This is a genomic window from Streptomyces sp. NBC_01476 (assembly GCF_036227265.1).
In the GTDB taxonomy this organism is placed as follows: domain Bacteria; phylum Actinomycetota; class Actinomycetes; order Streptomycetales; family Streptomycetaceae; genus Actinacidiphila.
Genome location: NZ_CP109446.1, coordinates 6837450 through 6863219, shown reverse-complemented (window position 1 = coordinate 6863219; position 25770 = coordinate 6837450). Strand labels below are relative to the sequence as shown.

At 74.7% G+C, this 25770-nt stretch carries 15 protein-coding genes; 12 read left to right on the top strand and 3 right to left on the bottom strand.

The window, feature by feature from the left end; genetic code table 11:
- Nucleotides 1-36: 36 nt before the first annotated feature.
- From OG552_RS29910 to OG552_RS29860, 11 genes are all read left to right on the top strand, one after another.
- Nucleotides 37-954, top strand: coding sequence for a LuxR C-terminal-related transcriptional regulator (locus OG552_RS29910; RefSeq protein WP_329138199.1), 918 nt, complete (start codon nt 37-39; stop codon nt 952-954).
- Nucleotides 955-1096: 142 nt separating this feature from the next.
- Nucleotides 1097-5068 (top strand): type VII secretion protein EccCa, encoded by a 3972-nt coding sequence (eccCa, locus tag OG552_RS29905; protein WP_329138197.1) that lies wholly within the window; start codon nt 1097-1099, stop codon nt 5066-5068.
- Between the two features lie 129 nt (nt 5069-5197).
- On the top strand, nt 5198-6586 hold the full coding sequence (gene eccD, locus OG552_RS29900) for a type VII secretion integral membrane protein EccD (RefSeq protein ID WP_329138196.1): 1389 nt from the start codon (nt 5198-5200) through the stop codon (nt 6584-6586).
- 15 nt (nt 6587-6601) lie between these two features.
- Complete coding sequence (eccB, locus tag OG552_RS29895; protein WP_329138194.1) at nt 6602-8173, top strand: type VII secretion protein EccB; 1572 nt, start codon at nt 6602-6604, stop codon at nt 8171-8173.
- Nucleotides 8170-11391 carry a hypothetical protein gene (locus tag OG552_RS29890; protein WP_329138192.1) on the top strand — a complete coding sequence of 1074 codons (3222 nt, stop codon included), beginning with the start codon at nt 8170-8172 and terminating at the stop codon, nt 11389-11391. The genes eccB and OG552_RS29890 overlap by 4 nt, the downstream gene beginning before the upstream one ends.
- Nucleotides 11388-14690, top strand: coding sequence for a right-handed parallel beta-helix repeat-containing protein (locus tag OG552_RS29885; RefSeq protein WP_329138190.1), 3303 nt, complete (start codon nt 11388-11390; stop codon nt 14688-14690). The genes OG552_RS29890 and OG552_RS29885 overlap by 4 nt, the downstream gene beginning before the upstream one ends.
- Nucleotides 14691-14875: 185 nt before the next feature.
- Nucleotides 14876-15214, top strand: a complete 339-nt coding sequence (locus OG552_RS29880; RefSeq protein WP_329138188.1) for a WXG100 family type VII secretion target — start codon at nt 14876-14878, stop codon at nt 15212-15214.
- 117 nt (nt 15215-15331) lie between these two features.
- Complete coding sequence (locus tag OG552_RS29875; RefSeq protein WP_329138186.1) at nt 15332-15622, top strand: WXG100 family type VII secretion target; 291 nt, start codon at nt 15332-15334, stop codon at nt 15620-15622.
- 135 nt (nt 15623-15757) lie between these two features.
- The gene (locus OG552_RS29870) at nt 15758-16183 is read left to right on the top strand and encodes a hypothetical protein (RefSeq protein WP_329138184.1); all 426 of its coding nucleotides are present in this window, start codon (nt 15758-15760) and stop codon (nt 16181-16183) included.
- A gap of 78 nt (nt 16184-16261) precedes the next feature.
- The gene (locus OG552_RS29865; RefSeq protein WP_329138182.1) at nt 16262-19069 is read left to right on the top strand and encodes a hypothetical protein; all 2808 of its coding nucleotides are present in this window, start codon (nt 16262-16264) and stop codon (nt 19067-19069) included.
- A 207-nt stretch (nt 19070-19276) separates the two neighbouring features.
- The gene (locus OG552_RS29860) at nt 19277-19705 is read left to right on the top strand and encodes a YbaB/EbfC family nucleoid-associated protein (protein ID WP_329138181.1); all 429 of its coding nucleotides are present in this window, start codon (nt 19277-19279) and stop codon (nt 19703-19705) included.
- Between the two features lie 116 nt (nt 19706-19821).
- Here OG552_RS29860 and OG552_RS29855 read toward each other — a convergent pair whose 3' ends face one another.
- From OG552_RS29855 to OG552_RS29845, 3 genes are all read right to left on the bottom strand, one after another.
- Nucleotides 19822-20925 carry an FAD-dependent monooxygenase gene (locus tag OG552_RS29855; protein WP_329138179.1) on the bottom strand — a complete coding sequence of 368 codons (1104 nt, stop codon included), beginning with the start codon at nt 20923-20925 and terminating at the stop codon, nt 19822-19824.
- Nucleotides 20926-21038: 113 nt separating this feature from the next.
- Nucleotides 21039-22757, bottom strand: a complete 1719-nt coding sequence (locus OG552_RS29850; protein WP_329138177.1) for a hypothetical protein — start codon at nt 22755-22757, stop codon at nt 21039-21041.
- Nucleotides 22758-22852: 95 nt separating this feature from the next.
- On the bottom strand, nt 22853-24880 hold the full coding sequence (locus tag OG552_RS29845; RefSeq protein WP_329138175.1) for a hypothetical protein: 2028 nt from the start codon (nt 24878-24880) through the stop codon (nt 22853-22855).
- 530 nt (nt 24881-25410) lie between these two features.
- Here OG552_RS29845 and OG552_RS29840 point away from each other — a divergent pair.
- A complete protein-coding gene (locus OG552_RS29840) occupies nt 25411-25770 on the top strand; it encodes a hypothetical protein (protein ID WP_329138173.1) in 360 nt (119 codons plus the stop codon).

Genomic DNA, 25770 nt, shown 5'->3' with positions numbered 1-25770 from the left:
TCGTATACCTCCCTGAACGCCGGAGAGGAGAGACGGATGGCAATCGCCAATCCGCGGGGTGCCGCCCCCGCCGCCCCCGTCACCGCACTTCAGCCCCCGCAGGCAACGGGCCGGCTCGCGTCGGCCGTGCTGCGCCGCCCGCCGCGGACCGCCGGCCAGGGCCGCCCCGCCGGGCGCGGCAGCCACCTGGCCGCCGCCGACCCCGCACCCTCGGAATCGGCCCGCCCCGAAGCCGCCCCGGGCCTCGCCGACCCCGAGAACCCCGAGGACACCGTCTCTTCCACCGCGTCCGCGCTGCCCGACTACAAGGCGCCCTCCGCCGAACCCGCCGCCGACGGCCCCGGCACCGTGCGGCTGGCCGTGCACACCGCCGACCCCATCACCCGGCTGGCCCTGGTGAGCTACATCCGCCAGTTCCCACACCTGGCGCTCACCCGCTGGGGCACGGCCGCCGACATCGTCGTCGCCGCCCTGGAGAACCCGGGCGCCGCCGCGATCGCCACCCTGCGCCGCCATCTGCCCGGCAACCCGCAGATGCTGCTGATCGTGGAGGGTGCCTGGACGGCCAACCTGCACACGGCGCTGGACGCCGGGGTGCGGGCGGTGATCTTCCGCAGCGACTTCACCTGGGACCGTTTCGGCGAGGCGCTGCGGCAGGTACAGGCCGGCCACGGGGATCTGCCGACGGAACTGCAGGGCCGGCTGATGGACCAGGTGCAGCAGACCCACCGCGAGGTGCTCGCGCCACGCGGCCTGACCCCCGGAGGGCTGACCCTGCGCGAGGCCGATGTGCTGCGCCTGGTCGCCGAGGGCTACGAACTGCAGGACATCGGCACCAAGCTGGGTTATTCCGAGCGCACGATCAAGAATGTGCTCTACGGGGTGATCAAACGGCACCGTTTGCGCAACCGTGCCCACGCCGTCGCCTACGCCATCAGGTGCGGCCTGATATGACGGCCGAACCCACCGCCGCGCCCGCCGCGGGCACGGTGCCCACCGTGTCCGCGACCGGTGCGGTTCCTGTGGTTGCCGCCGCTGCCCAGGCTTTCGCGGCACCGTTGCCGCACCAGGGGAACGAGCCGAAAGGACAGGCCCGTTGAGTACCACCGTGGTCCGGCGCGCACCGCGTGCGGAGGGCCCGCAGCTGCCCGAGGGACAGGTCGAGCTCGCCGAGCCGCCCTCCCTCGGCGAGCCGGCGCTGGCCGACGTCAGCTCCGCCCTGATGTACCTGCCGATGGGCCTGGGCACCGGCGCGATGATGCTGATGTTCTCCCAGGGCCGGCCGGGCCCGACGACGTACCTGATGTCGGGCATGATGGGCGCCTCGATGGCGAGCATGTCGCTCACCCAGCTGGGCCGCACCGGCGGCGAGCGGCGCCGCCGGATGCGCGCCGAACGGCGCGACTACCTGCGCTACCTCGCTCAGAAGCGGGACCAGGCGCGGCAGGCCGCCGACGAGCAGCGGGCCGCGCTGCTGTGGGACAACCCGCCGCCCGAGCGGTTGTGGACGCTGGCCTCGGGCAGCCGGCTGTGGGAGCGCAGGCCCAGCCACGACGACTTCGCCCGGGTCCGGATCGGCACCGGCACCCGGCGGGCCGCGCTGGAGTTCCTGCCGCCGCAGACCCGCCCGGTGGAGGACCTGGAGCCGCTGTCGGCGGTGTCGCTGCGCCGCTTCACCCGCGCCCACCAGCGGGTGCCGAACCTGCCGGTGCCGGTGGCGCTGCGCCGCTTCACCAGCGTGGAGTTCGCCGGTTCCGGCACCGCCGCGCTTGCCCTGATGCGCTCGGTGGTCGGCCAGCTGGCGGTGCTGCACGCTCCGGACGACCTGCGGATCGCCCTGCTGGGCGGGGAGTTGGGGGCGGCGGAGTGGGAGTGGCTGAAATGGCTGCCGCACAACGCGCACCCGCAGGAGTCGGACGCGGCCGGGCCGCTGCGGCTTGCCGCCGCCGACCACGACGAGCTGCTCGACCTGCTCGGCGCCGAGGTCCGCGACCGGCCGGACCACGACCCGGAGGCGCAGCCAAGCACCGCCGAGCCGTTCGTGGTGGTCGTCGCGCAGGACACCCGGCTGCCGGAGGGTTCGCGGCTGCTGGGCTCCGGCCTGCGCAACGTGGTGCTGCTGGACGCCACCGGTGTGCTGCCGGGCGGTGAGAAGGTGCTGCGGCTGACGATGCGCGACTGTGAGGCCGAGTACCCCTCCGGCGAGGGCACCGCCACCGTGGCCGCCGACTCCTTCAGCCGCGGCGCCGCCGAGACTCTGGCTCGCGCGCTCGCCCCGCAGCGCACCAGCGGCTCCATCGACCTGGTCGACCGCTCCCTGGACTCCGACTTCGAGCTGACCGCCCTGCTCGGCCTGCGCGACCCCTACACCTTCGACCTGGCCACCTCCTGGCGGCCGCGGCAGGCGCAGGCCGCCCGGCTGAAGGTGCCGCTCGGCGTCACCGAGGACGGCGAGGTGGTCGAGCTGGACCTGAAGGAGTCCGCGCAGGGCGGCATGGGCCCGCACGGCCTGCTCATCGGCGCCACCGGCTCCGGCAAGAGTGAGCTGCTGCGCACCCTGGTCACCGGCCTGGCCGCGACGCATTCCTCCGAGGTGCTCAACCTCGTGCTGATCGACTTCAAGGGGGGCGCCTCGTTCCTCAACATGGAACGCCTGCCGCACACCTCCGCGGTCATCACCAACCTCGCCGACGAGATCCACCTGGTGGACCGGATGCGCGACTCCATCAACGGCGAGATGGTCCGCCGCCAGGAGCTGCTGCGCTCGGCCGGCTACTCCTCGCTGTTCGACTACGAAAAGGCCCGCCTGTCGGGCGCCAGCGGCCTGACCCCGCTGCCCTCGCTGCTGATCATCGTCGACGAGTTCTCCGAACTGCTCGCCTCCAAACCGGAGTTCGTGGACCTGTTCGTGTCCATCGGACGGCTGGGCCGCAGCCTCGGGGTGCACCTGCTGCTCGCCTCGCAGCGGCTGGACGAGGGCCGCATCCACAAGGTCGAGGGCCACCTGTCGTACCGGATCGCGCTGCGCACCTTCTCCGCGATGGAGTCCCGCAGCGTCATCGGCGTCGCCAATGCCTACGAGCTGCCCTCGGCGCCGGGCAACGGCTACCTGAAGGTGGACACCACCAACCTGGTGCGCTTCAAGGCTGCCTACGTCTCCGGTCCCGCGCCCGCCCCGCCGGCTCCCGGCGAGCAGACGGCGGGGCTCGACCCGGTCGGCGAGATCGCGCTCTTCGGCCTGGGCCGGCTCGGCCCGTCGCGCCCGGCCGAGCAACCGCAGCCGGCCGCCGTGCCGGAGCCCGCCGACGGACCGCAGGAGCCCGGCACGGACGACGAGACCCTGCTGGAGCTGCTGGTACGCCGGCTGGAGGGCAGCGGGCCGCCGGCCCGCCAGGTGTGGCTGCCGCCGCTGAACGAATCCCCGAGCCTGGACGAGCTGCTGCCGGGCATCGTGCCCGACCCAATACACGGCATGAGCGCGGCCGGCCACCGCGGGGCGCCGCTGTCCCGGGTGCCGCTGGGCACGGTGGACCGCCCGTACGAGCAGGCCCGCGAGCTGCTGGTGGCCGACCTGTCCGGGCCGGACGGGCACCTGGGTCTGGTGGGTGCCCCGCAGACCGGCAAGTCCACGCTGCTGCGCACCCTGATGCTCTCCCTCGCCCTGACCTGCACCCCGCAAGAAGTGCAGTTCTACTGCCTGGACTTCGGGGGTGGCCTGGTCTCCACCGCGAGCCTGCCGCACGTCGGGTCGATCGCCGGGCGGCTGGACCGGGACCGGGTGCTGCGCACCATCGCCGAGATCGGCCAGCTGCTGGAGCGCCGAGAGCAGGACTTCGCCGCCCGCGGCCTGGAGTCCATGGCCGCCTACCGCGCTCAGCGCGCGGCCGGCACCGTGCAGGACCCGTATGGCGACGTGTTCCTGGTCGTCGACGGCTGGGCCACACTGCGCTCGGAGTACGAGGAGCTGGAGCCGGTCGTCCTCGACATCGCCGCCCGCGGGCTGGCGTTCGGCGTGCACGTAGTTGCCTCGGCGGTGCGCTGGTCGGAGATCCGGCCGCGGCTGCGCGACCTGCTGGGCACCAAGCTGGAGCTGCGGCTCGGCGACGCGATGGAGTCCGAGGTCGGCACCCGCACCGCGGCGACCGTGCCCCACCGGCCCGGCCGCGGCCTGGTCTCCTCCGGCCACCACTTCCTGTCCGCGCTGCCCCGCATCGATGGCTGGTCCGGCGCCGACGACCTGACCGCGGCCACCAAGTCCGCAGTGGCTGAGATCGACACCTTCTGGAACGGCCCGCGCGCTCCCGAGGTACGGCTGCTGCCAGCCCGGCTTCCCGCCGACCGGCTGCCCTCGCCGCCCGCCGACCTCCCCGACCTGCGGCTGTGCCTGGGCCTGGACGAGCAGCGGCTCGCCCCCACCTGGCACGACTTCGGCAGCACCCCGCACCTGACCGTCCTCGGCGACGGTGAGACCGGCAAGACCAACATGCTGCGGCTGGTCGTCCGCGGCATCCTCTCCCGCTACACCTCCGACGAGGCCCGCATCCTGGCCGCCGACCCGGGGCGCGGCCTGCTGCGGGAGATTCCCGAGGCGTACCGGGTCGGCTACGCGGTGGACGGCGACGGCCTGAGCCAGCTCGCCCAGTCCGCCGCCACCTCGGTGAGCAAGCGCCTGCCCGGACCGGATATCAGTCCTGAGCAACTGGCCCTGCGCGACTGGTGGCACGGCCCGCGGCTGTTCCTGCTCATCGACGACTACGATCTGTTCGGCGGCATGCCCGGGGCCCCCTCCCCCATGGCGCCGCTGGTACCGCTGCTGGCGCAGGGCCTGCACATCGGCCTGCACCTGGTGGTCGCGCGCAGCGCCTCGGGCGCCGGGCGGGCCATGATGGACCCGGTGCTGCGCCGGCTGTGGGAGCTGGGCAATCCGGCGCTGCTCTTCTCGTATCCGCGCGAGGAGGGCAAGTTCCTCGGCGAGGCCAAGCCGCGCACGCTGCCGCCGGGACGCGCCCAGCTCGTCACTCGCCGCTCGGTCGGCCTGGTTCACACCGGCATGGTGTCCCCCGCCTGACATTCCGCCGGAACCGTCAGCCCCCGACCAGCCCGCAAAGCCCCCCGCACCCCCTCCTGTCGTCGCCGCGGACCCGCCCCACCAGTGGGCCGCGGCGTACCGAGCCCCCCCCCCCCGCTGGAGCGTCCCTTGACGACATCAACGCCCCCACCACCGGCGCCGACCGCCGATGTCTGCCGCATCACCGTGGACGGCCCGGCCGGCCGTTCCGACCTGGCGGTGCCGGTGACCCTGCCGATCGCCGCGCTCCTGCCGGTACTGCTCCGGCACGCCGGCATGCCGGACGGCGAGGGCCGCACCTGGGTGCTCCAGCGGCTTGGCGAGGAACCCGTCGACCCCGACGGCACCCCGCAGACCCTCGGCCTGCGCCACGGCGACGTGCTGTGGCTGCGGGCCGCGGAAGAGGCGCTGCCCGCTCTGCACTTCGACGACGTCGCCGACGGCGTCGCCCACGTCGTCAGCGGCCGGCCGGGCCGCTGGAGCCCCACCGCCACCCGCGTCTTGGCCCTGGCCGGCGCGGGACTCGCGCTGCTGGTGCTCGCCGCCGGGCTGCTGGCCGCGGGACCCGGTGCGGCTGCGGCATCCGCGGCCGGCACCGCGGCCGTTCTGCTGGCCGCGGGCAGCGTGACCGCCCGCCGCCTCGGCACCCACCCCGCCTGCGCGCTCGTCGCCGCCGCCGGCGCGCTCGCTTTCGGCGTCCTGACCGGCCTGGTCACCCCGAGCGACTCCCACGGCGGCTTCCGTATCGGTACCGCCGCTGTGCTGCTCGCCGGCGCCTGGACGCTCCTGGTGGCCGGCGCGCTGCTGGCACTGCGCGCGGTGCCGCCCGCGCTGCCCGGCTCGGTGCTGCTGCTCGGCGTGGCCGCCGCGGGCGCCTGCGGGCTGGGCGCAGCCGGCTGCTCGGCCGGCCAGGCGGCCGCCATGACGGCCGGTGTGCTGTTCCTGCTCGGCCACCTCGGGCCGCGGACCGCGCTGCGCCTTGCCCGGCTGCGCGCCCCCCAGCTGCCGCACAACACCGACGAGTTGCAGCAGGACATCGATCCGCAGCCCGAGGAGCGGCTGCGGACACGGACCGCGGTGGCCAGCGTCCTGCTGGACACTCTCGCCCTCGCCTCGGCCGCCTTCTACCTCGCCACCTGGTGGCTGGTGGCCCACCGCGGCGACTGGACCGGCTGGGTACTGCCGCTGGTGTTCGGTACCGCGGTACTGCTCCGGGCCCGCGAACTGACCGGCGTCGTCCAGCGGGTGGCCACCGCCGTCGGCGGCGCGGCCGGTCCGGTGGCCGTCGCGCTGCTGACCGCCGCGCCGCACGGCACCGGGGTGCGCCTGGCGGTGCTCGCCGGCCTGCTGCTCACCGCCGCGGGCCTGCTGGTGGCCGCCGAACGGCTGCCGGGCGGCAGGCTGCTGCCGATCTGGGGCCACCTCGGCGACATCAGCGAGTGGGTCACCACCATCGCGCTGGTGCCACTGCTGTTCCAGGTGGTCCACACCTACAGCCACATCCGCGGCCTGGCCTAAGAGAGAGCGGCGCACGTGCAGACCCGACGCGATCATCTTCAGGCGTACCAGTTCGCCGTCGGCCGGATGGCCACCGCACTGGTCACCGGCGACCCCGGCCGCGGCACCGGACCCACCCGGCGTGGCACCCTCGGCACGTACTTCGGTGTGCTGCTGGTCGTCCTGCTCTGCGCCGGTTTCGGCGTCTATGGGCTGATCAAGCCGGTGCAGAAGGACACCTGGCGGCAGCCGGGCTCGATCATCGTGGAGAAGGAGACCGGCAACCGCTACCTGATGGTCGACGGCAGCCTGCGGCCGGTGCTCAACTATGCCTCCGCGCTGCTGCTCACCGGGTCCTCCGGCACGGTGCGCACCGTCTCGCGCGGCGTGCTGTCGGAGGTTCCGCACGGCGGCCCGGTCGGCATCCCTGACGCCCCGGACTCACTGCCCGCGGCCGGCGACGTGCTCTCCGGCGGCTGGGCGCGCTGCCTGCGGCCCGGTGGCCTGGGCGAGGTGCTGGACCTGGCGCCGGCGCACATGGCGAAGGTGCCCGCGGGCGCGCAGGCCGTGCTCACCTCCGGGCGCGGCACGCGCTATGTGCTCTACCAGAGCGTGAAGTACCCGGTGCCGGACAGCTCGGTGCTGATCGCGCTCGGCCTCGACGGCGGGGAGCAGCTGGCTGCCCCCGACAGCTGGCTGGCGCGCGTGCCCACCGGCCCGGCGCTGGCCGCGCCCACTGTCCCGCAGGCCGGCCGGGCCGCGGGCACGGTCGCGGGCGAGGCGGTGAGGGTGGGGCAGCTCTTCCGCACCCCGGCCGACGCGGGCGGCCACACCTACGTCATGCTCAGCGACGGCATCGCGCCCGTGACGGCCACACAGGCGGCATTGCTGGCCGCCCGGCCGGGCGCGGGTGCCGTGCGCACGGTGGACGCGACCGCGGTCGCCGCCTCCCCGGTCTCCCCGACCGGCCTGCCCGGCAGCGATCTGCCCAATCTGCTGCACGCCCCGCAGGCCCGCACCGGCGGGGCGGCCCTGTGCCTGCGTCAGATCCCCAGCGGCGCACAGCTCAGCATGCAGACCATCCTGGAGTACGGCACGGCCGGCACGACCACCCGGCGGGTGCTGGTCCCGCCGGGCCACGGCCTGCTCGTGCTCGACCAGGACCAGATCAGGGCCGGGAACCGCAACTCGCGGTCCTACCTGGTGGACGACCAGGGCATCCTCTACTCGCTCGGCGACACGGGCGCCGCCCCGGCGCTGCGCCTGAGCGGCCCGTCCACTGCGATGCCGGAGGACGTGATGGCGCTCCTGCGGCGAGGGCCGGTCCTGGACGCCGAAACGGCGGCGGCCGACGCCCCGGCGTCGTCCGCACCGGTCGCGGGCACGAACGGCACGGCGGCAACGCGGAGTTCGGTGATCCTCCCGGCGGTACCGGGGAAGGCGTCGCAGTCGTCGTACGGAGGAGATGTGCGCGGGGTCGTGGCGGCCGTGTACGCCGGTCCTCCCCGTGGACCCGCGACCGCGCCGCCGGGCGCCGGCGTGGAACCGGCGAACGGCCCGGCCCGCCACGGGACCGCGGACGACGGGAAGGGCGGGAAGCGCCGATGAGGATGCGTCTCGACAGCAGTGCCATGTCCGGTGCTCGGGCGGGGCTGCGGGTCCGGCCGCTGGGGCACGCCCTGCTGGTGCACCGCAAGGGCGATCCGGATCCGGAGGTGGTCGCCTTCACCCGGGCGCTGGCGCCGGACCCGCAGCACCAGTTGGTCGTTGTGGACCTGCCGCCGGGGGCCGACCGCCGGGAGTGGGAGGCTGTGCCCAAGGCACTGCCCGGAGGGCCGAACGGGGTGCGGATCGTCTTCAGCCGGGCGGTGCCGCCGCAGGTGCGCGCGTTCGGACAGGCCGCGGCCGACCGGCTGGGTTGTACGGTGCTGGCGCCCGATGGGGCGGTACGGACGGTGCCCGGCGGCGGCCTCTTCGTGCCGCACGACGCGGGCGCGGGATGGCTGCGGCACCGGCCGAAGCGCGCGGCGGCCTACGACTCGCGCCGTTTCCCGAAGCCGGCCTGGGAGTACGCGGTCGCGGACCGGCCGTGGAGCACGGCGGCGCACGCGGTGGTGGAGCCGACGGCGAGCGGCATCTGGCTGCGCGGGCACCCGGCGGATCCGGACGGGGGCAAGCCCTGGCTGGTGGACCGCGTCGCGGGGAGCGTCGATGTGCTGACCGCGGTGCTGGGCAGCCCCGGCGGCCCACCGGTGGAGCTGCCGGACGCGCTGCGGGTGTGGCACAGCGTGCTGCCCTCGGCGCGGCGCTGGGTGCGCTTCCTCCAACTGGGCCCGGTGACGCTGCCGGCCGGGGTCGACTCGCTGGGCCAGGGGCTGGCGGACGGCACAGGCGATCAGGTCGTCTTCTACACGGGGCTGCCCGCGCTGCCGCCGGTGGCCGGGCAGGCGCAGTACGTCGAGGTGCCGAACCACGACGGGACGGCCGCGTGGCGGCCGTTCGCGGGCGAGGTGGTGTACTTCCCGGCGGCGGGTGGCACTCCGCCGCCGCCGGCGCTGCTCGGCGTGCGGTCCCCGGTCACGGGGGCGGCCGAGGAGACCGGCCGGGTCTTCGCGTACGGCCATGGCACGGTGCTGGAGGTGGTGCAGAGCGGGCTGTGGCTGCGCCCGCCGGCCGAGCCGGCGGGCGGCGACGGGGTCCGCCGAGTGACGGCGGCGCCGGGCCGGGCGGTGATCCTGTACGACCGGAGCACACCGGCAACGGGCGATCTGCTGCGCGGTCTTGCCGAGGACATGCTCCGCCAGCTCGACCCGACGCTGCGCGACGCGTTCCGGGTGGCCCCTGCGGACGCGCCGGGCGTGGCGCTGGGCTGGAGCGACCCGCAGTGGTGGTCCCCGGCCCCGGCGGCGGTGCCGCCCCCGGCCCACGGCCACCTGGACGAAACGGGCATGCCGCGGGCGGGAGGCCGCACGCAGCCCACGCAGGTGCCGACGGATGCGGCCCGCCTGGCACCGGCGCAGCCGCCATACGTCCGCCTGGCCGAAGCGCAGGGTCCGCCCCCGGAGCATCCCGGGCCCGACCAGGCCGGACCCCCGCAGACGGACACCTCACCCACCTTGACCGCGAACGGTTCGGACCAGCCGGGTACTTCCGCCTCGGGCCCCGACCCCGGACCCCCGCACCCGACACCGGCCGGCCGCGCCGGGCCCCCGGCGCCCGTGCCCGCGCACACCCCTCCCCCGGCGGAGCCCTACGTCCGCCCGGCACCGCCCGACCACGACCCCCGGCACCCACCCGGGAAGACGCCCGTCCCCGCACCGGACTCCGCCCCGCCTCCCGCGCCACCGCAGGGGGCGGGGTCCGGCACGCCCGGCCCATCTCCGGCCCGGCTCCCCCGACTCACCGAGACGGCAGCCCCGTTCGAACCGCTCCCGGCCGCGAACCCGGCCGCACCCGCTGCACCCACGGCCCCCACCGCACCCGGAGCGGACAGGAGCGCCCCGACGGCCGGCCCGCAGCAACCGGCAGGCATCGACGCGCCCGCGGCCCCCGTACCACCCCGGATCCCGGGCGCCGCCACGGAACGAACCGCGGAAACCCCCACACCTACCACCACCGCGGCGGGAACGGCCCCATCTCCCCCGCCCGGAACCGCGGCACCCCGCACCGCCCCGGGAACCCCCGCGGCCGGCACCCCCGCTGCCCCGGCTCTCCCCATCGGCATACGCCTGGAGTCCCTGGACAGCCCCACCCCGACGGCACCGCCCGGAGGACAGCGCACCCCTCCCGCGGAAGCCGCGCCCTCCGCGCACCCCGGCCGGCCCGCGCAGGGAGCCCCGGCACTCCCGCAGGCCCAAGGGGACCCGCATCCCGCGGGATCCGGGGCGCACCATCCTGCCGGGGACACCGGCGTCCGCGTACAGCCCGTCCCCTCCGCTGGCGCCACCGCCGTGCCCTCCGGGCGCGGCCTGGACAAGGAGCGCGCCTGGCTGCGCAAGACCTTCAGCAACCAGTTCGGCGCCCTGGCCGGCTCCGTCTCACGGGTGATGTCGGAGTCCCCGGGACTCCGCTCGGGTTCGCGCGAGGAGGGCGCGGACACGCTCACGGACCTGGTCGCCGTGCGCCTCTACCTCGGCGGCGACCACGCGCAGGTGGACGCCGCCGTGCGCAGTGCGACCGCGGGACCGCACATACCCCTCGCCCGGTGCGTGGCCTCGGGCCTGCGGCGGCTTCCCTCGTACCGCGGCGCCGCCCTGCTGCACGCGCCGGCCACTCCCGCGGAACTGGGCTGGTACCGGGAGGGACGGGTCGCCACCGAGTGGACCTTCTGCAGCGCCTCGACCGTGCCGTACCGCGTGCCCGAGGACGACGTGCTGTTCCTGGTGTGGTCGATGACGGCCCGCCGGACGCGGCTGCTGGACCCCGGCCGCCCCGACCGCGTGGTCTTCGAGCCCGGCACCCGGTTCCGGGTGCTGCGGGCGGAGCCGGGTGCCCCCGCAGCCGTGCTGCTGCGGGAGCTGTCGGCGTCCGAGCCGGAGCAATCCGTACCTCCGACCGCGGACGGGGAGGGCACGGACGACGCCGACGCTCGGGCGCGCGGCGGCCCCGCCGCCCTGAACGCCCTGGCCCTGGCAGACCTGGAGAAGTCCTTCGCTGCCCTGCGCGGCGGCGGGAAGGCACCGGAGGGCGAGCCGCCGCCGCCAGGCGCCCCGCCGGGCCTGCTGCCCCCGCCGGCAAGGGCCCCCGCCCGGCCGGCCGCGTCGCCGGGCAGCACGTCGAGTGGAACGTCCAGCAGTACGTCGAACAGCAAGGGAGCACGCAGGTGACACGGCAGGTGCTGTATGTCGCGCCGGACCGTCAGGGCGCGTACCGGTCGATCGGCGCGGCGCTCGCCCACGCCCGGGAGGGCGCGCTGATCACCGTGGCGCCCGGCCGCTACACGGAGAACCTGCACATCACCACCCCGGTCACGGTGGCGGCGCAGGACAGCACACAGCCACCGGAGGTGCACGCGCAGTCGGGCAGCACCGTGGTGCTGGACGCGGAGGCGGTGCAGCTGTCGCAGCTGGTGCTCAGCGGTGCCGACCGGGAGGCGCCGGTGCTGGACGTGCGGCGGGGGCAGGCGGCCCTGGACGGCTGCCGGCTCGCCGGGGAGGCGTGGGCGGCGGTGCTGACCTGGCACGAAGGGGTGCTGGCGCTGCGGGACTGCGAGCTGACCAACGCGCGTGGCGCCGGCATCGTGGTGACCTCGGACCGGCCGAACGTGGTGGAACGCACCCGTGTGGTCGACGTGGGCTCCTCGGCGGTGGTGGTGGCCGAGGGCGGGCGGCTCGCGGTGCGCGGCTGCACCCTGGAGCGCGCGCAGGGCAACGGCGTGTGCGCCAACGGCCACAGCACAGTGGCGGTTGAGGACACCTCGATCGAGGGCTGCGGCAAGCCGGCGCTCGCGGTGGAGCAGCAGGCGTCGGCCGCGCTGCACGACGTGCGGGTCTCGGGCAGCGCCACCCTGGACGCGTATCTGACCAGCAGCGGCGAGACGGTGCTGGCCGGCTGCCGCTTCACCGGGGCGGGCCGCCAGGCCGTCCATGTGGGTGCGGGCGCCGAACCCCTGCTGCGGGACTGCACGGTGGAGAACGCGGGCGAGGTCGCCGTGCAGGTCGCCCCGGGCGCGCGGGCGCGGCTGCAGGAGTGCACGCTGTCGGGTGTGCCGGTGGGCGTGAGTGTGGACGCGGACGCCGAGGTGGAGTGCACGGGCCTGGTGGTGCGCGAGGCGGGGCAGGCGGCGGTGCGGGTGGACGGTGCCGGGCTGATGCGGGCCGACCGGCTGACCGTCGACGGTGGTGTGGGGCAGCGCGGCACCGGCGTGGTGGTGCGCAACGGCGGACGGCTCGAACTGCGCGACGCCGAGATCGCGGCCCACGCGGGGCTGGAGCTGGCGCAGGGGGCGCGGGCGGAGCTGGCGTCAGTGCGGGTGCGTACGGCCGGCGGTGCGGGCCTGTCGCTGGCGCAGGAGGCGCGGGCCGAGCTGTCGGGGTCGGCGGTGGCCGGCACGGTGGTGGTGGCGACAGACTCGCGGCTCGCGGCTCGCGAAACGGAGTTCGCAGGGGCGGACGGCGACGGGGTACGGCTGGTGTCGGGTGGGGAGTTCACCGCGACCGGCTGCCGGGTCACCGGGGCGCGCGGCCACGGGGTACACGTGACGGCTGGCTGCCGGGCGGAGTTGACCGCGTGCGCGGTGCGGGAGAACGGCGGGGACGGGGTGCACGCCCGTACCGACGAGCCTGTGGTGCTCAACGACTGCGACATCCGCGACAACGGCGGCCAGGCAGTGGGCGACCGCAACGCTCCAGCTGCCGCCCCCAGGGGCGCCGCCCGGTCGGGCGGCCGGGCTGCGGGCGGGGACGACCCGCCGGGCCCGGCGGAGGGCGCCCGGCCCGCAGGCCGGGCCCGCCTGGTCGGACCGCTGGCCGAACTGGAGGCGCTGGTCGGCCTGGAGAGCGTCAAGCGCGAGGTGACCGGCCTGATCAACCTCAACCAGATGACGCAGCGGCGCCAGGAGATGGGCCTGCCGATGCCGCCGATGAGCCGGCACCTGGTCTTCGCCGGCCCGCCCGGCACCGGCAAGACCACCGTGGCCCGGCTCTACGGCGCGGTTCTCGCCGAGCTGGGCATCCTCAGCCAGGGCCACATCGTGGAGGTGGCGCGGGCCGACCTGGTGGCGCAGATCATCGGCGGCACCGCGATCAAGACCACCGAAGTGGTCAACAAGGCACTCGGCGGCGTGCTGTTCATCGACGAGGCGTACACGCTGACCAACCAGTCCCGCGGCACCGGCCCGGACTTCGGGCAGGAGGCGGTCGAGACGCTGATGAAGCTGATGGAGGACCACCGCGACGAGATCGTGGTGATCGTCGCCGGGTACTCCAAGCAGATGGACCAGTTCCTGGCGTCCAACCCCGGCATGGCCTCACGCTTCACCCGCACCGTGGAGTTCCCCAACTACAGCCCGGACGAGCTGGTCACCATCGCCCGCGGCCTGTGCGCCAAGCACTACTACGAGCTGTCACCGACCGCGCTCGACGCGCTGGTGCGCTACTTCGAGGACGTGCCCAAGAGCGACACGTTCGGCAACGGGCGGGTGGCACGGCAGATCTTCGAGGAGATGATCAGCCGCCAGGCGTCCAGGCTGGCGGCCGAACCGCCGCAGAACGACAGCGAGTTGAGCATCCTGCAGGGCGAGGACGTGCCGGTGGTGGAGGAGCGCCGCCCCGACCGGCGGGAGGAGGGCGCGGGCTCCGGCGGTGGCAGCGCGGCCCTGCGCCGGCTGGCCGGTCTCACCGGGCAGCAGGCCGCCCGTGACGCGCTGGTGACCCGGCTGCGGCGGCTCGCGGCGGCTCGCGGCGCCGAGAAGCCGCCCATGCCGCGGGCGGCGAGCGTGGCCCTGGAGGGCGCGCCCGGCTCCGGCCGGGCGGCGCTCGCCGCCCTGTACGGGCGGGCACTGGCCGAGCAGGGCCTGGTGCCGCACGGCGCGGTGCTGCGGGTGCCGCTGTCGCAGGTGCCGGCGCGCTGGCCCGAGCAGCCTGCGGTGCGGCTCTCGGCGGCGGTCGCGGAAACCGAGGGGGGCGTGCTGCTGGTGGAGTTCGACCCGCCCTTCGGCAAGCGGCCGCAAGACGAGCAGGAGGCGGTGCTGGACGCGCTGACGGGCGCGGTGGGCGTGCCGGGCGCCCCGGTGCTGGCGCTCAGCGGCACCGCCGACATGCTGCCGGTGCTGCGCCGCCGCAGCCGCCTGGCCTCGGCGCTGGCGGAGTACGTACGGCTGCTGCCCTACACACCGGCGGAGCTGGTGGCGCTGGTCGACAGCCGGCTGGGCACGCACGGCTTCGCGCTGGCCGAGGACGGGGTGGTGGCACTCGCCGACGAATTCGCCGAACGGCCGCCCAACGGAGCGGTGTTCGGGGCACACCGGCTGGCGGACCTGATGGCCACGCGCTGCGAGGTCCGCGAGATCGGGGCGGAGGACCTGTACGCCATCGGGGCCGCCACCCCGCCGGCCGATCCGGTGCCTGAGCCGGCGGTGATGCGGCCGGAGCCGGGTACGGCGGAGCCGGTCCCCGCCGGGCCATGACCGCTGCGGCCCGTATGCCGGGTGTGAACCGGATCGGCGGCGGCACGGACAGGCAGACTTGCCAGACCGTTGGGCAGCGAGTCCACCGCCTGTTCCGGTCGGCGCCGCCCGCCGACCACCATGGACGATGACCAGCAAAGTGGGTGCCGCCGAGTAACGGGGCCCCAGCGAAGAGAGGAAGTGGTATGGCCTCCACCCAGGTCGATATCCAGGGAATGACCGCCGCCCAGGGCACCTTCCAGACCGCTCTGGACGAGACCACCGGCTCCTACGCCCAGATGGACGGCCAGATCATGGGCCTCCAGGCGAGCTGGCAGGGCGACGCGGCGAACATCTACCACCAGGCGATGCAGGAGTGGCTGAGCGACTTCGCAAAGGTCAACGCCGCCCTACAGCGCATGCTGGAGCAGCTGTCGACGAATACCGGCGTATACGGGAACGTGCACTCCGACACCCAGGATCAGGCCAACCGCATCGCCTCGACCATGGCCTCCGGCGGCGGCCTGCCCAACTTCCCGATCTGAGCCCGCCGCCCGGCAGTCCGTTCGCCCCCGTCCGCCTGCCCGGCAGACCCCGCCCGCCCCTCAGCCCGTCCCGGCGCCCCCCCACCAGGCGTCCCTATCCTCCAAGGAGCCAGCACCGTGGCCACATACAACGTCGACATGAACCAGGTCGAGTACATAGTCGGTGAGATGACCACCATCACCCAGCGGATCAACTCCACGCTGGAGGACCTGGACAACCAGTCCAAGGTCAACCTGAGCGAGTGGACCTCCGACGCCCAGGCCATCTACGCCGAGGTGAAGGCGCAGTGGGACGCGGCGGCCGCGGACATGACCGCGAAGTCGCAGATGGCCAGCAGCATGCTCGGCACCATCAACGCCTCCTACGGCGATGGCGAACGCCAGGGCATGAGCATCTGGGGGCGGTAGGCCGTGGCCAACGTCAATCAGGGGACCACTCAGCACAGTCCGCAGAGGGACCCGAACGCCTACACCGGCTCTACGCAGGTTTCCTCCACCCATGACCCCTACGTCGACACTTCGGGGACGTTCGTCCCCCCGAGGGTGCCCACGAGCGGCGGGCCGGGCGGCACCACGTCGGTCGACACCGACGCGCTCGACCTGTTCGCCACCAACATGGACGCGCTCGTCCAGCCGGTGCAGAACGCGGTGACGTATCTGCAGGGCAATGTGGACGTGCGGGCCGGCGCCTTTTACCACGGCAACACGATCCGCACCAACCTCAACGGGACCAACGCCGACGGCGGGCTGAAGAAGAGCGTGGGCTCGGTACTCGGCGATCTCGTACAGGGCATCACGGACATCGCCAGCGGTGTCCGCGCCCTCTCGGCGAAGTACAAGTCCATCGACGACGACTCCGTCGTCAAGGCCACCGACTTGCAGACCTACATGCAGTCGGCCCAGGGCGACTTCAACGCCCTGATCAAGGACGCCGGAGGTTCGAGCACGGCGTCCAGCGGGAGCAGCTGACCGGCGCCCCGGCGGGCCGGGGGCGGAGCAGCCCGTCCCCGGCCCGGCGGGCACGGGTTCCGACGGGCAAGGAGCGTCATGGCGAACGACAACAGGTACCAGGGTGACGGCTTCACCCAGGGCGACGACGGCGCCATCTTCGGCGACTCCGGCAGCGATCCGGGCTCGATCTCGGACTACGACACCTGGGACTGGAGGCAGATCATGGCTGCCGTCAACGGCATGTCCTCCGGTGTCGGCAGCGCGACCAACCTGGAGCACGCGGCCTCTGTCTCCTCGCCCGCCTCGCTGCTGAACGCGGCCCACGCGTTCGCCTACGCGCAGAACACTCTCACGATCATCGCCCAGTCCCTCAAGGACCAGGCGAACGCCCTTGCGGGCACCAACGGTCCCTGGCAGGGGGACGCGGCCGAGGCGTTCTTCGACATGATGAACACCTTCTCCAAGCAGGTGCAAGCGAACGCCGACGTGCTCTCCGGCGGCGCCACCGGCAGCCACTCGGTTTCGCAGCAGATCGCCAACAACTCGGCGAACCTGGCGCGTGCGCAGCAGCTGATCCACGACATCAACGTCTGGTACGCCGACCAGGCGGTGAGGATGGGCGTGACGCCCATGTCGGACGGGCTCATCCCGATCAGCCGGAAGCCGCAGCTGGTCGAGATGATGACTAATGACATGCGCAACGTGCTCAAAAGCCTGGCGGGCAACTACCAGGTGACGATCGACAGCATCAGGACGCCGACACCCGTCAACAGCCCGCTCACCGACACCCCGCCGCCCACGGATGTCCCGCCGCCCACCGACATGCCGTCCCCCACGGACACGCCGCCCACCGACATGCCCTCACCGGGCGACCTCAATACCGGCGGTCCGGACACGGGGACCCCGGCGCCCTTCGACGGCCCTACCTCGACGGACGGGCCCGGCACCGATCTGGCGGCGGACCCGGGCGGCTTTCCGGACGGTACCGACACTGGGGCCGGCACGGGGGACGTACCGTCCTTCGACCCGAATGCCATGGACGCAGCGCTCAACCCGGGCGACGGGGCGCTGGACAGCCCGAGCCCCTTCCCGGACGGCACCGACACCGGGCTGCCGGACGGCGCCGGGCCCCAGGACCTCGCCGCGGTGCCGCCCACGCCGTTCCCCAGCTCCACGAGCACCAACGGTGGCACGGACCTGCCCAGCAGCGGTCTGCCGACCGGTGACTCCGCATTCAACGAGAGCGGAATGCCGGAGGACTTCCCGGGCGACACGGGCCTGGGGGGCGCCGACGGACTGTCGGACGCGGGCCTGCCGGAGGGGACCGGTACACCGTCCGCGTTCCCCGGCGACCTGGGCCTGGAGTCAGGCGGCCCGTCGGCGGACCTGGCCCTGCCGGACACGGCGGACTCTCTCACCGGCTTCCCCGGCGCGACGGATCTGGCGACGGGCGAGCCCTCGTCGGGCATGCCCTACATGCCACCCGGCGGCATGGGCGCGCCCGGGGCCGGCCAGAACGCCGGCGCCGGCCAGCCCGACCCGAGTGATGCCTCCGGACTCCTCGACAACTCCGCCACGCCCTGGGCCGGCACCACCGACACCGGCACCGACGAACCCAACGTCTTCACCACCACCCCCACCGACACAGGCCTCGACCTCCCCACCACCACACCACAGACCTCCCCCGAAACCACCGACCTCGCCACCGGCGAACCCTCCACCGGCATGCCCTACATGCCACCCGGCGGCATGGGCGCGCCCGGGGCCGGCCAGAACGCCGGCGCCGGCCAGCCCGACCCGAGTGATGCCTCCGGACTCCTCGACAACTCCGCCACGCCCTGGGCCGGCACCACCGACACCGGCACCGACGAACCCAACGCCTTCACCACCACCCCCACCGACACAGGCCTCGACCTCCCCACCACACCGGACGGCTGGGAAGAGGAACGTCCGTCCGGGATCGAGGAGTTCGCCGTGCCGCCCGGCGAGGTCGCGACCGCCGGTCCCGGAGGCATGCCCTACATGCCACCCGGCGGCATGGGCGTACCCGGAACCGGCCAGAACGCCGCCGCCGACCAGCCCGACCCCAGCGACGCCTCGGGGCTGTTGGGGGGGAGTTCCGATCCGTGGGGCGCAGAGCCGGACTTCGCCGCGGCCGGACCGGTGCCGGAGGGCGCGGGCCAGGTCGCGTCCGGCGGCGCGCACCTGACCCCGCCGGCCGAGTACGCCGCGGGCTTCGCCTCCGGAACACCGGCCGAGAACGCGACGGGCGGGCCGGGCTTCCCGATACTGCCCGGTGCCGCGGCCGAAGGCGACGGCCTGGTCGGGCCGGGTTTCGGCGGCAGCCACCCCCGCGAGGCCGCGACGGCCGCCGAGGCCGCCCTGCTCGCGGAGGCCGCGCTCGCCCGCGGCCGCCGGCCGCAGAGCACCGGCGAACAGCAGCCCCTGGCAGAACCGCTGCCCCCCGTACCGGCCGGGGAGGAGACGGGCGACGACTTCTCCGCCTGGGACAGCGCCGAGGACTCCATCATCCCCATGTTGTGGGCGACAGCCGCAGCGGAGGACGAGGAGGGCGACGGCTCCCTGTCCCGCTACTCCAGCGAGGACGAGGAGACCTGGACCGGCGCCGCCGCCGAGACCGGCGACCCGCTGCCGCTGGCCACCTGGCAGCCCAACCGGCAGGGCACGGCGGGCACCGGCTCGGTCCGCATCGACGAACTCATCGCCTCCGGCGGCATGATGTGCGCGGACGTCCCGTACGACCCCGAACTGGAGGAGCAGCCGGAGGAGGACGAGGCCGAGGACAACGAGGAGACGCCTGCGACCCGCAGCGCCGCGGACCTGCTGATCCAGGAGCAGGCCGCGTGGGGGACAGTGGGCGACCCGGACGATGTCCTGTCCTGACCGTCCGGCCGGTGCCTCCCGTACGGGGCTGCCGGGCGCCTCCCGGCAGGCGGACAGGCAGAGTTACGAAGCCGACAGGCCGAACCCGGCGTCGCGGGTGGAATTAGCGCCTCGGCGGCCTGCTACTTGATCGGAGGGGTGCGGCCCGGCCGCACCCGGGCCCGGCCCCGGTACGGGGCGGGTGGCACGAGCGACGGAGGCGGCACGGTGGCGGGGTACGACCAGGAGATCGAGGAGTTGATGGCCGAGTACCGCAGACAGCGGGAGAAGGCCGACACAACCCGGCGGCGTATCAACGAGTCGGCGGGGACGGCCACAGCACCGCGCAAGACGGTCAAGGTGACGGTGACCGCACGCGGCGAAGTGACGGACATCGAGTTCCCCACGGCCGCCTTCCGCCGGATGACGCCGAAGGAGCTGGCCGACGTGCTGAAGGTCACCATCGCCGAGGCGCGGGCGAACGCCCTGGCCAAGGTGGACGAACATGTGACCTTCAGCCGGCTGCTGAAGGGCCTGCAGCCCTCCGCGCTGCTCACCGGCAGCGTCGAGCTCGCCGACCTCTTCCCGCCCGAGCCCGAGGGCGGGGAGTTCCCGGAAACCGGGCAGGCGGCGCCGGGCAGCCGCGACGAGCCCTGACGGCCCTCGCTGAGATCGCCTCGACCGCGACCGACATTGTGGCCGGGCGACCCGTCCGCCCCTGCCGCACGGCTCAGCCCGGCGGCCGGCTGCTCCACCGCGGACCGGAGGGCCGGCTACGGCAAAGGGTGCAGGGGGGCGTGATTGGCCTTGAAGAGTCGCTCTGCGGCCCGCCGGAGGGTGAGATTGCGCAACGGTGTGGGCAGGTTACGGGCCTTGTCCCGGCGGTGGTTCTGCGCCACCACCCAGGCGACCCGCTCGGCACGCCGGGCCTGGAAGGCGGCCAGCGCCGTGCCCGTGTCGGGTTCGGTTCCCAGGACCTCGCCGAGCACCTGCGCGTCCTCCAGGGCCATCGCACCGCCCTGGGCCATGCTTGGGGAGAAGGCGTGGGCGGCGTCACCGACCAGGACGGCGCGCTCCCGTGCCCAGACGGTGTTCTCACTCTCGTGCAGCGCGGCGAAGTACGCGTCCGCGCCCTGTTCCAGCAGCCGGGGCACCGGACCGCCGAAGTCGGCGAAGAGCCCGCGCCAGTCGCCGGCCGGTGCCGTGGGGACGGGACTGTTGATGTCGGCGTAGCAGTAGACGCGGCCGGCGCCGATCTGCACGGTCAGGAACGTACGGCCCTTGGTGCCCAGGCGGGCCGTCCAGTCGGTGATGCCCGGTATCGCGATGTCGTCCGCAATGAACCGCCAGCAGAGCTGGCCCAGGAAGCGGGGCTCCGGGCCGCCGAAGAGGGAGCGCCGCACGGCCGAGTTGACGCCGTCCGCGCCCACCACCAGGTCATAGCCGGCGGTGGCGCCGTCTGCGAAGGTCACGGTCCCGTCGCCGGCCACTGCGGTCACCTCCACGCCGTGGCGGACGGCGCTCCGGTCGACGGCCGCCCGCAGCACCTGGTGCAGATCGTCACGGGTGATCGCCAGGCACGGACCGACCTCGCCCCAGATCCGTCCCGCCTCGAACTCCGCGAGCGGCCGCCCGCGGTGGTCGTGCAGGCGCTGCCGGGCCACCGGCGCCGCCCGTTTGGCCACCTCGCCCCCCACCCCGAGACCCTGGAGGGCACGGACCGCGTTCGCCGGCAGGTAGAGGCCGGTGCCGAGGGCCCGTCCGTCACCGGCGCGGCGTTCGACGACGTCCACTGGGAATCCGCGGTCCAGCAGCGCCTTGGCCAGCGCCAGACCGGAGATTCCGGCCCCGACAATCAACACACGAAGCTTGTCCACAAGGGGTTCCTCACACGTGACGGGCAGCATGACGGCGCCGCCGGGCCAGCCGGCGGCGCGGAAGGACGGTCCTCCCGCTCCGAAGGGGAGCGGGAGGACGGGTGTGTGCGGTGTCAGTGAACCGTGTCCGCGGACCAGACGGTGTCGCCGCAGGTCGAGCTGATCACGACGTTCCCGTCGTTCTGCAGCACCATCCGGGCACCGTCGTTGCCGGCGCTGCCGGACGTCCACAGGGTGCTGCCGTCCCCGCTGTGGACGACGAGGTCGCCGTCGGACTGGAACACCGCGTAGTTGTCGCTCCCGGAGGTGCCCGCCGACCACAGCACCGAGCCGGTGGCCGGGTCGCCGATCTGGAGGTCACCGTCCTGGGTCATGGCGAGGCTGACGTGATCGGTGGAGACCGACTCCCCGCCGTACAGCTCCGAACCGGCGTCGACGACCCGGGCACCGTACTGCGGATCCGCGGGCTGCTCATCGGGCGCGGACTCAGAGGCTTCGGCGCCTTCCGGCTCGTCGGAGGCGGGCTGCGAGGCGTCGGTATCTGCCGGGGCGTCGGAACCGGGCTGGGCGCTGTCCGACGGCGCGTCGCTCGGCGGTGCCGCCGCGTCGTCGTCCGCCGACGGCTGGGACGCCGGCCCCGGTTCCGGCGCACTTGCGGTGCCGGTGGGCGGCTGGGTCCCGGGCCTGGCCGCAGCGTGTCTGGACGGCCCGGCCGCGGCGTGCGCCTGGGGCTTCGGCTCGGGCTTGGCCGCGGGTTTCACGGCCGCCCTCACCGTGGTCTGCGTCGCCGGCTCGACCGCGGGCCTTTCCGCCGCCCCGGTCTCGGTCGCCGTGCTGGGCGCGGACGTCTTCGCCGGTGTGGCCGTGTCCGTATGCGCGGACGGCGCGGGCTTGAGCAGCGACTGGGTCACCGGCTTGATCACCGGCCTGATCACCGGGAACGTCTTGGGCGTGGCCGGCGCCACGTCGGTCTTGGGAGCGGTGTCCGTCTTCGGCGCCACGGTCGCCGGGGCGGCGTCCTGTTCCGGGTCCGCCGGCGACAGGCTCGGCTGCGCGGCGGGCACGGGCAGGGTGCCGGGGACCACGGCGGTGAGGTTGTGCGGCGCCATCTCCAGGTCGCGGGGGGCGGGTTGCGGGAGCGTGCCCATTGCCGCGCCCTCGGGTGTGCCCTGCGGGCCGACCGGGGACGCACCCGTGGCCGGGGTCGCCGTGGTGGGCGCGGCCGCGGTGTGCGGCTTCCTGCCGGCCGGGACGTGCCGGCCGGTGTGCGGGGCGCCGGTCGAGGGGAACGTGCCCGCGGGCACGGTGCCGTCGGTCAGGTCGGTCCTGCCGTCCGCGGAGCCGTCGGGTGCGGCGTGCGAGGTGTGGCCGTCGGAGTCGGCGCCCAGAGTGGCCACTGGCACCGAACGGTCCATGCCCTCCAGATCGGTGGTCTCCTTGTCGCCCTTCTGGTGCAGCAGCGGCCCGGACACCAGGACGGCGCCGGCCACCGCGGCAGCGGCGACCAGCGGCCAGGGTCCGGTCCTGCTGCGGCCCGAACGGGCGGCCGCCCCCGGCTCGTCGAAGGTCCCGGGGTGCGGGCGGAAGCCCAGAGCGGCGATATCGGGCAGCGGGCGCAGGGCCGCCGCTTCGGCGCCGCCGGGCGCCTCCGCGGCCACCAGGCCGAGCGCGCCGGACGCCTCGGCCCGGCCGTGGGCGAGGGCTGCGGAGGCCGCCGCGCCGTCGAGGTCGCCGTCGTGCAGGGGCAGCGGCAGAGCCCGCCGGGTGCGCCGGGTCCGCAGCGTGCCGCCCGGGTCCGCGCGATCCGCGCCGGGCGGGTGAATGGGGGTCATGCTTTCTCCTCGTCTTTCGTCGGGCCGTGGTCCGCGCTCCGGCGGGGCACCCACGGCGGGATCGGCGCTCCGCCAGCAGCCGCGGTCCAGGCGGCCTAGGGGCTGTCCGGTGGCTCTCGGTCAGGCACATGACCCGTCGTGGTGCCGCCGCTCGCCGCGCCGGCCGCGAAGGCTGCGGCCGGCGTGGCGAGCGGCGGCACGACGGGCGGGGTGAAGGTCGGCGCGAGCGCGGCCGGCAGGTCCGCCACCAGCGCGCCCGCGATGCCCATCGGCTCCGCCGTACCCGGCTCCGCGACGGTCCCCGCCGCGGCTGGGAGCGCTCCCGGACCGCCGCTCCCGGCGGGCGCCCGCACGGGGGCGGTCACAGGATACGGCTCCGCGTCGCCGGCCGACCGCGCGCCGGAGCCGGCGGCCACGGTCACCGGACGCAGGCCGGCGGGCTGCCCGCCCGCGCCGGTACCGGTGTCCTGGTCCGACGCAGCGGCCACCGCCGCGGGCTGGGCCCCGGCCTCCCCTCCGGCGGGCCGCAGACCAGCCGGCAGGGGGCCCGGGGTGAAGACCGGCTCGAAGGTACGGCCGTGGGCCGAGCGGTACTCGGGCCCGGTGTCCTCCCCGAACGGCTCGGCGGAGCGGCTCTCGGAGGCGGCCTGCTCCTCGTACGCCTCCCCGGCTTCCTCCCGCGCGTGTGCCTGCGCGCGGCGCACCAGCGGCAGAACGTCGGCGAGCGGGGCGCCCGCCTCCTTCGGGGAACCGTCCTCGCCGGTGGTGCCGCGCCAGTCGCGGGGGGCGACGGCGAGGTCGTGGCGCATGGCGAGGCGGCGCAGGTCACGCAAGTCGTCGGCGGCACAGTCGCCGTGCAACTGGACGAAGGTGCGCTCGCGAACGTCGTCCTGAAGGGCGGTGAAGAGGCGGTCCAGCGCCTCCCAGACGGCCGGGTCGAAGGGCTCCCCGGGACTGCCGACGTCGAGCGCCATCAGCTCGCGGCTGACCGGGCGGGCCGCGATCTCCTCGGGCACGGCCGAGCCGTTGGGGCCGACCCACAGTCCGGCACGGGTGACGACGACCTCCCACCTCCGGTCGAGCATCATCGCGCCCGGCTCAAGTCCGGGCCGCAGGCCGCCGATGGGTGGCCGCCAGGCGCCCAGGCTCGGGGTGGTGTCGCCGCCGTCGGCAGGGGTGCAGGTGACAGCCTCGACATAGGGCCGCCAGGAGGGCTCGCCCTCCGTGTCAGTGAGCACCGTGCGGGGCGAACCGGCCGGAGCGGAGGGGGCGTCGAGCAGCAGCGGCAGGCCGGTGGCCACCCGTACGGGGATGCCGAGCAGGTCGGCCACGCCCTGGCCGGCCGGCAGCAGGTCAGCGCCGTCGCCGGGGGCGAGCCGCACACCGGCGCGGACGGCGCCGGGCAGGGCCGCGATCACCTCGGCGAGGGCGTCGGCGGGCACGGCCCCGGTCCGCGAGGAGCCGACGAGCACCAGCGGGCCCGCAGGGTCGGGCGGCACCGCGTACCGCAGCGCGTCGGCGCCCTCGGACGGCACGCCGACCGGCAGCACGAGCAGCCCGGCGGGGATCTGCTCGACCACGCACCCGGCGGTGGTGGGCGGCGCGGCCCGCTCGACGGCGGACTGCCACGGCGGTTCCGGCAGCCGCATGCCGGTGCGGTGAGGGGTGAGCCCGGGTGAGAAGTGCCACCAACCACCGGGGGCGCCGGGCAGATCGGGGGCGAAGAGGGTGCCGCCGGGGACGACGACGATCAGCCCGGCGGGCGCGAGCACGTCACAGGAAACCGCCTCGGCGAGCGCCTGGGCCAGCGCACCGCCGCCGGGTTCCGCGGCCCGCGCCATGACAAGGCGCACAATGCGGGCACCCTCCTTGCGAGCATTGGCGAGCTCGGGGGTCAGAGCGGCGTACAGCGCCTCGGGGACGCCGAAGCCGGCGCCGACCAGCACGGTGACCTGGTCGGCGGGGTGGCCACGGCGCAACTCGGCGGCGGCTCGGGCGAGATGCTCCGAGGGGGCGCTGCCGGTGTGCACGATCAGCACCCGGTCCTCGCCGCCGACGTGCAGGTGCGGACCGGAGCCGGGGCGAGCCGGGCGCGGGCGGGCGAGGCCGCTTCGCGCGCTCACCGCGGGCTCCGGCCGGAGCGGGTGGCCGAGGCCGCGTCGAGGGGGCACGTCGAGGTGGGGCGCGCCGGACGCAGAACCACAGGGCCCACGTGATCGGCCCGGCCGCCCCGGTCGGCAGGTGCAGCCGGGTCGGGTCTGCTGATCGCATGCGCCGCGCGAGTCGCGCACGCCGGGTTCACCCACGTCACCGTCACGCGCCGACAGTAACCGAGCAGATCGGGGCCGACACCAGGACCGAAGGGCCGTTCGGAGGCGCCACGCGGGCACGCACGGCACCGACGCCGCCTCCGAGCAGCGCAGTTGGGAGTGCCCGGGGGGCCGCGGGCAGGCGGAGGCGGCGGCCAGTTCGAGCCGGACGGGCAAGGTCGGGGGTACGGACAGGCGCACTTACGGGTCACGCGCGCAAGGGGGCGCTGGAACCAGGTATCTCTTGGGTGAGGTCATTCGCCATGTCCACATACACCTCGCCCCGAGCGGGCGGCAGGTTGCGCGGAGCCGGCCACGGCAGCGCCCGAAGAGAGGACCCCACTATGGCCGACAGCTTCTACGCGGACACCGACGGCATCGACAAGCACACCCCGTACATGCGCGAGGTGGCCAGTCGGCTGGAGGCGGTGCACAGCCTGCTGAAGGCCACGGAGAACGAGCTGTGGGGCTGCTGGGGGGAGGACAGGACCGGCGAGCAGTTCTACTCGCAGTACGGCTCCAGCTCCCAGCGCATCCATGAGGCCGTGCACGGTGCCAAGTTGATGTTCGACAGCACGTCGGACGGCATCGGCACGATGGCCAGGGGCCTGGAGAACATGGAAGACACGCACATCACGGCGGCCCGTCGGCTCACTGCCAGTACGACGGACACCGGCTCGACGGGGCACGGCACACACAAGTGA